This is a genomic window from Halomonas sp., from assembly GCF_031581305.1.
In the GTDB taxonomy this organism is placed as follows: domain Bacteria; phylum Pseudomonadota; class Gammaproteobacteria; order Pseudomonadales; family Halomonadaceae; genus Halomonas.
In genome coordinates, this window is sequence record NZ_JAVLBC010000130.1 from 1 (window position 1) to 9088 (window position 9088).

Annotated in this window: 6 protein-coding genes; all 6 read right to left on the minus strand. The window is 62.4% G+C overall.

Annotated features, from left to right (window positions below; genetic code table 11):
• A partial coding sequence (locus RI841_RS11390) for a glycosyltransferase (protein WP_310705719.1) occupies window positions 1–1147 on the minus strand: 1147 nt, incomplete at its 3' end.
• Window positions 1148–1197: 50 nt separating this feature from the next.
• Entirely contained in the window at window positions 1198–2634 is a 1437-nt protein-coding gene (locus tag RI841_RS11395) for a mannose-1-phosphate guanylyltransferase/mannose-6-phosphate isomerase (protein WP_310705720.1), read from the minus strand.
• A gap of 144 nt (window positions 2635–2778) precedes the next feature.
• Window positions 2779–5679, minus strand: coding sequence for an EAL domain-containing protein (locus RI841_RS11400; RefSeq protein ID WP_310705721.1), 2901 nt, complete (start codon window positions 5677–5679; stop codon window positions 2779–2781).
• Window positions 5680–5697: 18 nt separating this feature from the next.
• Entirely contained in the window at window positions 5698–7071 is a 1374-nt protein-coding gene (locus tag RI841_RS11405) for an undecaprenyl-phosphate glucose phosphotransferase (RefSeq protein ID WP_310705723.1), read from the minus strand.
• Between the two features lie 2 nt (window positions 7072–7073).
• Window positions 7074–8513, minus strand: coding sequence for a TolC family protein (locus RI841_RS11410; RefSeq protein WP_310705724.1), 1440 nt, complete (start codon window positions 8511–8513; stop codon window positions 7074–7076).
• 68 nt (window positions 8514–8581) lie between these two features.
• On the minus strand, window positions 8582–9088 hold a 507-nt coding region (locus RI841_RS11415), incomplete at its 5' end, for an HlyD family efflux transporter periplasmic adaptor subunit (protein WP_310705725.1).

The window sequence follows — 9088 nt, forward strand, 5'->3', positions numbered from 1 at the left end:
GAGGAGGTTCGTCCGAGGAGTGAGGTAGCCAGGCATTGAGACGCCTCCCCAGCTCAGCGTCGAAGACAGCGCTACCGAAACGACGGGCGCTGTCACGGCAAGCGACCGGCGGATAGGCGTCGGGATCCTCAGTTTGCCGGTGCTCGAAGGTTGCCACTGCCTGGCATAACGCTTTCGCATCCTGCCGGCCCACGTGGATCCCACTCACACCGTCGATGACTGTCTCTGCCAAACCACCCACGCCGTAGCCGATCACCGGCGCGCCAGCGGCCTGGGCCTCCACAGGCAGGATGCCGAAGTCCTCCTCGGCCATGAAAACGAAGGCCCTGGCCCGTTCGAGATGGTCGATGAGAACGGCATCGTCCTGATAGCCCAGCATCGTGATGCTGGGGCCGGCGAGCACTTCAAGCCGGCGCCGCTCGGGGCCGTCGCCGATCACAATCAGTTGCCTCTCGGGCATGCGGTTGAAGGCTTCGATAACCAGATCCAGGCGCTTGTAAGGCACCAGTCGTGATGCGGTCAGGTAAAAGCCCTCGCGGGGACGGTCGTGGCGAAAGCGCGCCGTCTCGACCGGAGGATAGACCACCTCGGCTTCACGCCGATAGAAGCACTTGATGCGGCGCTGGATGTAGTGCGAGATAGCAATGAAATGGTCAACCCGCTGGGCGCTGGCGAAGTCCCAGAGGCGCAGCTTGTGCAGCTGCCAGCGCATCAGCGCCGCCTTGACGCCTCGAGCGCCCGACTGGCGCAGGTACTGATGCTGCATGTCCCAAGCGTAGCGCATAGGACTATAGCAATAGCAGACATGGACCGCCTCGGGATCGGGAATGATGCCCTTGGCCACGGCATGGCTGCTCGACAGGATCAGGTCAAAGCCCTTGAGATCGAACTGCTCCACCGCCAGGGGCATCAGCGGCAGATAGCGGCGATAGTGACGCCGCGCACCTGGCAGCCGCTGGATAAAGCTGGTGCGAATGCTACGCCCGCGCAGCGCCGGAATCTGTGCCTCATCCAGGAAGTTAACCATGGTGAACAGCTCGGCCTGCGGAAACCGCGCCAGCAGCACCTCGAGCACCTTCTCGGCGCCTCCCCAGGTGACCAGCCAGTCGTGAACGATGGCGACCTTGAGCTCTTCCGCTGGCTGCACCACGGTTTGCCGTGCGTCACTTGCGGTCAGCTCGTTAGGCTGCTGCCGGATCATGAGCGGCCGTAGGCGTCATCGAAACGCACGATATCATCTTCTCCCAGGTAACTGCCGGTCTGCACTTCGATCAGGCGCAGGGCAATCACACCGGGATTTTCCAGACGATGTAGGGTGCCTAAAGGAATATAGGTCGACTCGTCCTCGCAGAGCAGAAAACTGCTCAGCTGCTCGGTATCACCATGGCCCTGGCTTTGCGTGACTCGCGCAGTGCCTTCAACCACGACCCAGTGCTCGGCGCGGTGGTGATGCATCTGCAGCGAGAGCTTGGCACCCGGTTTGACGACGATCTCCTTGACGCGAAAGCACTCCGTCAGCGCCAGGGTGCGGTAGTGGCCCCAGGGACGATAGACCTGAGGCAGGGCTTGAAATTCGCTGCGCCCTGCCAGCTTAAGTTCGTCCACGATGTGCTTGATATCCTGGGCGGCGTGGCGGTCGGCGACCAATACGGCGTCTTCCGTCTCGACAACCACCAGGTCTTGCACACCGACAGTAGCGACGAGACGCGAATGGCTATGCACCAGGCTATTACGCGTGTCGTGCAGCAGTACATCCCCATACAAGACATTGCCGTCCGGGGCATCGCCCGCCTTAAGGTCGTGAACAGCATCCCAGGCGCCAATGTCACTCCAGCCGGGGGACATGGGCACCACGGCGGCGTCCAAGGTGTGCTCCATGATAGCGTAGTCGATGGAGACGCCGGGGCACTGGGCGAAGGCATCGACGCCCACACGCAGGAAGTCAAGATCCTCGCGGCGCTGCTCGAAGCTAGCCCGGCAGGTGCCGAGGATGGCCGGCGCATGGGCTTCCAGTTCGGCAAGGAAGCGATCAGCGCGGAACAGGAATATACCGCTGTTCCACAGGTAGTCGCCGCTCTCCAGGTAATCCCTGGCCCGCTGGGCGTCGGGTTTTTCCACGAAAGCATCGACCCGGTAGCCGCCCTCTTCCAGAGGCGCGCCTCGGCGAATGTAGCCATAACCGGTGTGGGCGCGATGGGGTGTAATGCCGAAGGTTACCAGCTTGCCATTCTCTGCCAGGGTGCTCCCCTGTTCGACAGCGGCTTGAAAGGCGGCCGCATCGTCGATGACATGATCGGCGGGCATGACCAGCAACAGGGCTTCCGGCGTCTGTTCGACGGCGTAGAGGGCGGCCAGGGCAACGGCGGGCGCGGTATTGCGGCCACAAGGCTCCAACAAGATACGCTGAGGGTGACAACCGATCTGGTGGAGTTGCTCGGCCACCAGGAAGCGGTGCTCTTCGTTACATACGAGCAGCGGTGATTCGAGAGCCTCAACACCGGCCATGCGTCGTGCCGCTTCCTGCAGCAGGCTGGCGTCACTGGCATTGAGGCGCTGGAACTGCTTGGGATAGTGTTCGCGGGATACCGGCCACAGGCGAGAGCCGGCGCCACCCGAGAGAATGACGGGGGTCAAGGGGACATTCCTGGTGGGCGTGGGCAAGCTGGCACTCCTTGCCGGGCGCGCGGCCACGGACAATCGTCTAACGTTAATGAATGGCGCAAGATCATACCATTTCATCGCAACACGTAGGAGTCGCCTCAGAACAACAAGACGCCTTTAGCCAGCCACCACCGGAACCGTGCCTCCCTGCTCGAGAAAGGCCCGGGTTGCGTCTCGCGACATGGGTCTGGCAAACAGAAACCCCTGGTAGGCGGGGCAGCCCATGGCCTGGAGGCTGTGGAACTGTTCGACCGTTTCGATACCCTCGGCAATCACGCCCAGCGACATCTCGCGGGCCATCTGGATCACCGCGCGGCAGATGGCAGCATCTCGTCGGCTGGTGCCGATGCGCTCGATAAAGGCACGGTCGATCTTGATGTGGCGAATGGGTAGCTGACTGAGGTAGCTGAGACTCGAGAAGCCGGTACCGAAATCGTCGATAGCGCTGGCGATACCCAGCTGCTCCAGCGCTGTCAAGGTGTCGATGGCCGTCTGGATGTCGTGCAGCAGACTGTTTTCGGTGACCTCGACTTCCAGGCGGTTGGCGGGAAGCCCGCTGTCGGCGAGGACCGCCTGCAACTGCTCGATGAAACCGCCACCGTGAAACTGCTTGGGCGAAAGGTTGACGGACACGCGACCCGGCAGATAGCCCAGCGCATGCCACTGTGCGGCATCTCGACAGGCTTTCTCCAATACGATGTTGCTCAGGGCGATGATCTGACCGGTCTGTTCGGCCAGGGGAATAAACTCGCCGGGCGCCATGGTGCCACGCTGCGGGTGCTGCCAGCGAACCAATGCCTCCAGCCCGACGGTGTTCCCCTGATTATCGGCCTGGGGCTGGTAGTACACCTCCAGCTGGTCATGCTCGATAGCCCATTGCAGTTCGTTACGCAGGGTCACCCGACGCACCAGCGTCGTGTCGAGATCATCGGTGAAGAAGTAGTAGGTATTACGCCCCCACTGCTTGGCCTTGTACATGGCCATGTCGGCCTGCTGTATCAATCGCTCGGGTTGGGAGTCGTCATCGCGGACCAGGCTGATGCCAATGCTGGCGGTCACGTAAAGCAGCTGTCCGTGTAACGCGAAGGGCCGGCGCAGTACCCGCAGCAGTCGCTCGGCAAGGCCCTCCACCTCGCTGATGGACGCCAGGGTGCCGGGCAGAAGGATGAATTCGTCGCCCCCGATCCGCGCCAACAGGTCGCTGCCCCGCAGTTCATGGCTCAGGCGTGATGCTACCTGCACCAGCACCTCATCACCCACCTGATGCCCGAGGGTGTCGTTGATGGGCTTGAACTCATCGAGGTCAATGAACATCACCGCCAGCTGCTCACCGGGATCTCGGCGGCGTTGCATGGCCTTCTCGAGGTGCTCGTTCAGGGTGAAGCGATTGAGCAGGCCGGTAAGAAGATCGTGGGAGGCTTGATACGCAAGCTGGCTCTGCTGCTCCTTGTGCTCGGTGACGTCACTCATGATACCCACGAAGTGGGTAAGGGTACCGTCCTCATCGTTGACCGGTGAGAGGTAGAGCTGATTCCAGAAAGGCTCACCATCGCGGCGATACGTCTTGAGGGTCAATCCCAGTGGCTCTCCTGTCGAAAGCGCCTGACAAATGCGCGTGACATCGGTCTCGCGGGTACCACGGCCACGCAAGACGTCAGGCGAGGCTCCCAGGACCTCCTTCATCGAGAAGCCCGTAATGCGCGTGAAGGCGGGGTTGACATAGGTGACGGCGAACCCGGGCTCGCGCGCGCTGATGATCATGACGGCATTGTGACTGGCCTCGATGCTACGCTCGAGTATTCGCATGCGTTCGGCGATCCTGACCCTCTCGGAGAGGTCCTTGACCACGCTGAACACCCCTTCCACGCGGTTGCGCACCACAATGGGCATGAAGGTAACCGAAAAGATCCGTGAATCCTGGTGGTGATGTTCCAGATTCAACACCGATTCGCTCGACCTCCCCGCCAAGGCCGCGTCGAAGGCCGACTGCACGTCAGTGCGTTGATGCTCCGGCGCTCGGCGCAGCTGAGGCAGCTCGCCGGCATGACAGCCCCGCCAGGTAGTGTCCTGCCCCCCGATCATGGCGACAGCCGTGGGATTGGCGTCAACCAGGTACCCGCGGATATCCAGCGCGAATACCGCATCGGGGCTCTGGCTGAACAGTGAACGAAAGCGCTGCTCGCTGAGCTCCAGCTGGCGTGCCTGGGAGATACGCCCCATCAGCAGGGCCCGGCTGACCACCAGGTGGTAGGAGAACCACAGCCCGGCCAACCCCAGCATGGCGGGCAGTATCGCCGAGGCATCGTGAAAGAGTACCCAGTGCTGCCAGCCCGCGGGCCGGCCAGAGAGATAGGCAACCAGCCAGCTGGCGGCCAGCCATCCCAGCACGCTGAAGGCCACGGCGAATACGCCAACGGCGATGGCCGACCCGGGCAAACGCAGCCGTGGCCGGGTTCGAATCACCAACAGGGTCAGCACCGCGCTGCCCAGCACCACGAGAGAAAGATAGAGCAGCAGCGTGATACCGGCATCCCGGGTCGAGCCCAGCTCGGGCCAACGATAGAGCAGGAAAGCGGCGCTGAGGATGCCAAACACCAGGCAGCACACCCCAAGAAAGCGCCAGCCAAGGCGACTGCGCGGCGTATCGGGGGGAAACCAGAGGGCAACTGACACCCCCAGCATCAGCAGGATGGTCGCCTGGGCAACGCGGGAGGATTCGATCCACCACTGGGGATCACCGCTTGCCAGCAGAACACCCAGGGCGATGGAGTAGACCAGCAGGACAAGCGCCAGGGCTCGCTGTGCTGGACGGTGCCCGTAGGCAACTGACAGTAGCCCAAAGCTGACCAGCGTGATGCTGGCGGCGGAGCCCGAGGTCATCAGCAGTGGCAGATGACCGCTCTGTTGCCAGGCATGCAGCATCAGCAGTTCGATGATGCCAAGCAGCATGGTAGCCATCAGCAGGACGAAAAGGCCTGCCTGGGGCAGGGTATCGCGCTGGTCTACGGTGATGGGCACGTTTACCTCTCTCCAAACTTATGGCTGCTGATTGATAAAGCCGCGTGACACCGTCATGACCAGTATCTTCAGATCGAAAGCCGGCGACCAGTTATCGATGTAATAGAGGTCATATTCAACCCGCTTGCGCATCAGGGCGACATCCTCCGTGATACCCCGCAGACCGTTGACCTGAGCCCAGCCCGTCATCCCTGGCTTGACGCGATGACGCTGCATGTAGGTCTCGATTTCATTCTTGTAATATTCATTATGGTCCATGGCGTGGGGGCGTGGACCCACCAGCGACATACGACCTTGCAGCACGTTGTAGAGCTGGGGCAGCTCATCCAGGCTGGTCCGACGCAGAAACGCCCCCAGTGGGGTGATACGTGGATCGCCCGAGGTTGCCTGAGGCGTACCATCCGCATGATGCGGCGCCATGGTGCGGAACTTGTAGATCCGGAAACGCTTACCGTCGAGGCCGTGACGATACTGCTTGAACAGCACGGGACGCCCCATCTGCCAGCGCAATGCCATGGCGATGCCCAGCATCAGGGGCAGAAAGACCACGAAGAGCACCAGACCGAGCACGCGATCCTCCAGGGCCTTGACGAGTCGCATGGCGCCATCCAGTGGCGAGCGGTTGAGGTCCAGGGAGAACATGTCGGCCACCTGGGTCACCCGGTGGTTGAGCAGGCGAACGTCGGTCAGGTCGGGAAAGTAACGAATATCCACCGGCACCACCATCAAGGCGGTCGCCAGGCGCTTGACCCGGTCTCCACTGGCCAGAGGGTAGGTCAGCCAGACCTCATCAAAGTCGCGGTGGAAGACGCTGCGGCTGGCCAATGCTTCCACCTGTTCCACCAAGTCATCATGGGCTGTGGGCTCATCCGGCAATGTGGCCCCCACCTGATAGCCCAGGTAGGGCATGCTTTCCAGGCGCTGTCGTATCCGCGCCATGTTGGCAGGAGCGCCGATCAGCAGCACTTGCTTGATATTGTGACCACGCGAGCGGATGCGCCTGAGGTGAAGATAGAGCAGGGTTCTCAGTAACAGCCCGGCGGCCAGCACGCCGAACGAGGCCAGCAGCATCCAGACACGGGAAAAGATCATGGCGCTCTGGGTCGCGACCAGAAAGAGGCTGAGCAGGATGATGGTCAGCAACCACCCCAGGCAGTAGACCCCCAGCATGGTGAAAAGACTACGCCCTCGCCACGGCTGGTAGAGCCCGGAAAGCTCACCACAGGCCGGCAACAGCAGGCCACCGGCCAGGATCAGCAAGGGGTATTCCACGCCGCTGGCGCGGTCAATATTCGGCAGAACGAGCAGTAGCAGTGACGGCAATAGCAGTGCGATGGCAGCATCGAAACAGCGCATGAGCCGTCGCTGCCAGTCACTGGAGCTTGCTGGCATGATCAGCGCTCGGCGTTGCCGCTCCCGGACAAGGTGATTCGCGTCAGCAGGTCCATGGTGCGCGCCAGGTCTTCGCGACCCAGGTCGCCGACGGCGGATTCCAGGGCCAGCCGGTCCAGCACGAAGTTACCCAGAGTATCGACGAACTGAATGCGCTGGTCGTAGAGGCTGGCACGCGCATCGAGCACGTCCACCAGGTCGCGCAGCCCGAGTTGTTCGCCGCGTTCGGCAGCCTCCAAAAAGAGCTCGCTGGATTCGATGGCCTGACCCAGCGCCTCGAGGCGCCGTGCGTTGCCGTCCAGCGCTCTCAGCCGTTGACGCACCTCCTGTGCGGCAAGGTTGCGCTGGTTGTCCAGGGCCTTCTGGCTGGCGGCGGTGCGCAACTCACCCTGACGCACACTGGCCATCGTCCGGCCACCGCGAAAGAGCGGCATGCTGACCTCGACGTTGGCCCGATAGTCCTCGCTTTCGCGCAGCTCGTCATCGCTGACGCGATCGCTGTAGGAGAGGTTGAGATTGACCTCCGGGAAGTAACCACTGCGGCGAACGCTGGTATCGCTGTCGTTGATCTCGCGCTCGGCGTCGGCGCGCTGTACATCGAGGTTCTGGACGATGCGATCCAGCCACGCCTGGGGGCTGCCGAGATCGCCCTCGATATCGACCGCGTTCAGGTTGCCGAGTTGATGGCCCTCGAAGGCGGGGCGCATGCCGGTGAGACGCTCCAGCTCGCTGAGGGCATCGTCAAGCTCGTTCTCGGCCTCGACGGTATCGGCAATGCTCTGATCGAAACGCGACTGCGCTTCGAGCAAGTTGATGCGATCGCCCACGCCCAGTTCATAGGCACGCTTGGCCTGACGCACCTGCAGTTCGAGCGACTCCTGCTGGGCTTCCAGCAGACCCAGGGTACGCGAGGCCAGATAGGCGTTGACGTAGGCCTCACTGACTTTCAGGGCGAGGTCGCGCTCGACCAGGGCCAGATCGAGTTCTGCGGCGCTCACCTGAGCATCGGCACGCCCCATGCCGCGCCAGCGCTCGAGGCTGAACAGCGGCTGCTGTAGCTGCACCTGCCAGTACTGCTCTTCGATTTCGCCCGGCCTTACATCTTGCTGATCCGGAGGAATCTGACTATCGGGATCAACCTCGGTTCGTACATTGGTAGAATCCTGCCAAAGGTAGCCACCGCTGGCGGTCAGCTGCGGCAACAACCGGGAACGAGCCAGCGGCTCTTCCTGTTCAATGGCCTCCAACTCGAGCCGCTGGCGGGCCAGGTCGGCGTCATTCTCCAGGGCCCGGGCAAAAAGCGCCGGCAAGGAGGGCAGATCGCCGCTGCTGCCGGTGTCAGCTTCCTGGGCCTCGAGCTCGGCCAAGGCCTCGATCGCCGCGTCGTCGGCTGGCACATCCTCCTGCACGGATTGCCCCAGCACGGGAGACGCGGCAAGCATCAGCAGGAGCACCGGACGCGACAGCCCCCGAGCATATGAGCGGCAATACCCCAATGACCTGTCCAGCATTACTCTTCCCTCATGGCGCGCGCCAGCATGTCGGTGATCGGCTTGGCGATATAGCTGGCGAAGGTGCGCTCACCGGTCTTGATCAATACCTCGGCCGGCATGCCCGAGAGCAGCTGCATCTGCTCGGTCATGTCCTGTTCGCCCTCATCGGTCACGCGAACGCGGGCCTTGTAATACATCTGACCGGTGGCTTCATCCTCGAAACTGTCGGCACTGACGTGGATCACCTCGCCGGCGATCTCGTTGGTGAGGCGCTGGTTGAAGGCCGAGAAGCGAATGTTGGCAGACTGCCCGATGTAGATATTGTCGATATCACGGTTGGGGACGCGTGCCTCGACCACGAAGCCATCCCCCGCCGGCACGATATCCAGGATCGGGTCACCGCCGCGGATCACAGCGCCTTCACTATGGACCTGGCGCCCCACTACGGTACCAGAGACGGGCGCCACGATGGTGGTGCGGTTGACCAAGTCGCTGAGAGAGGTAATACGCTCTTCCGCTTCGGC

Bases quoted from the DNA above. Each gene is read 5' to 3' on its own strand.
- RI841_RS11405 (WP_310705723.1), bottom strand. From the start codon at position 7,071: ATGCCAGCAAGCTCCAGTGACTGGCAGCGACGGCTCATGCGCTGTTTC.
- RI841_RS11410 (WP_310705724.1), bottom strand. From the start codon at position 8,513: ATGCTTGCCGCGTCTCCCGTGCTGGGGCAATCCGTGCAGGAGGATGTG.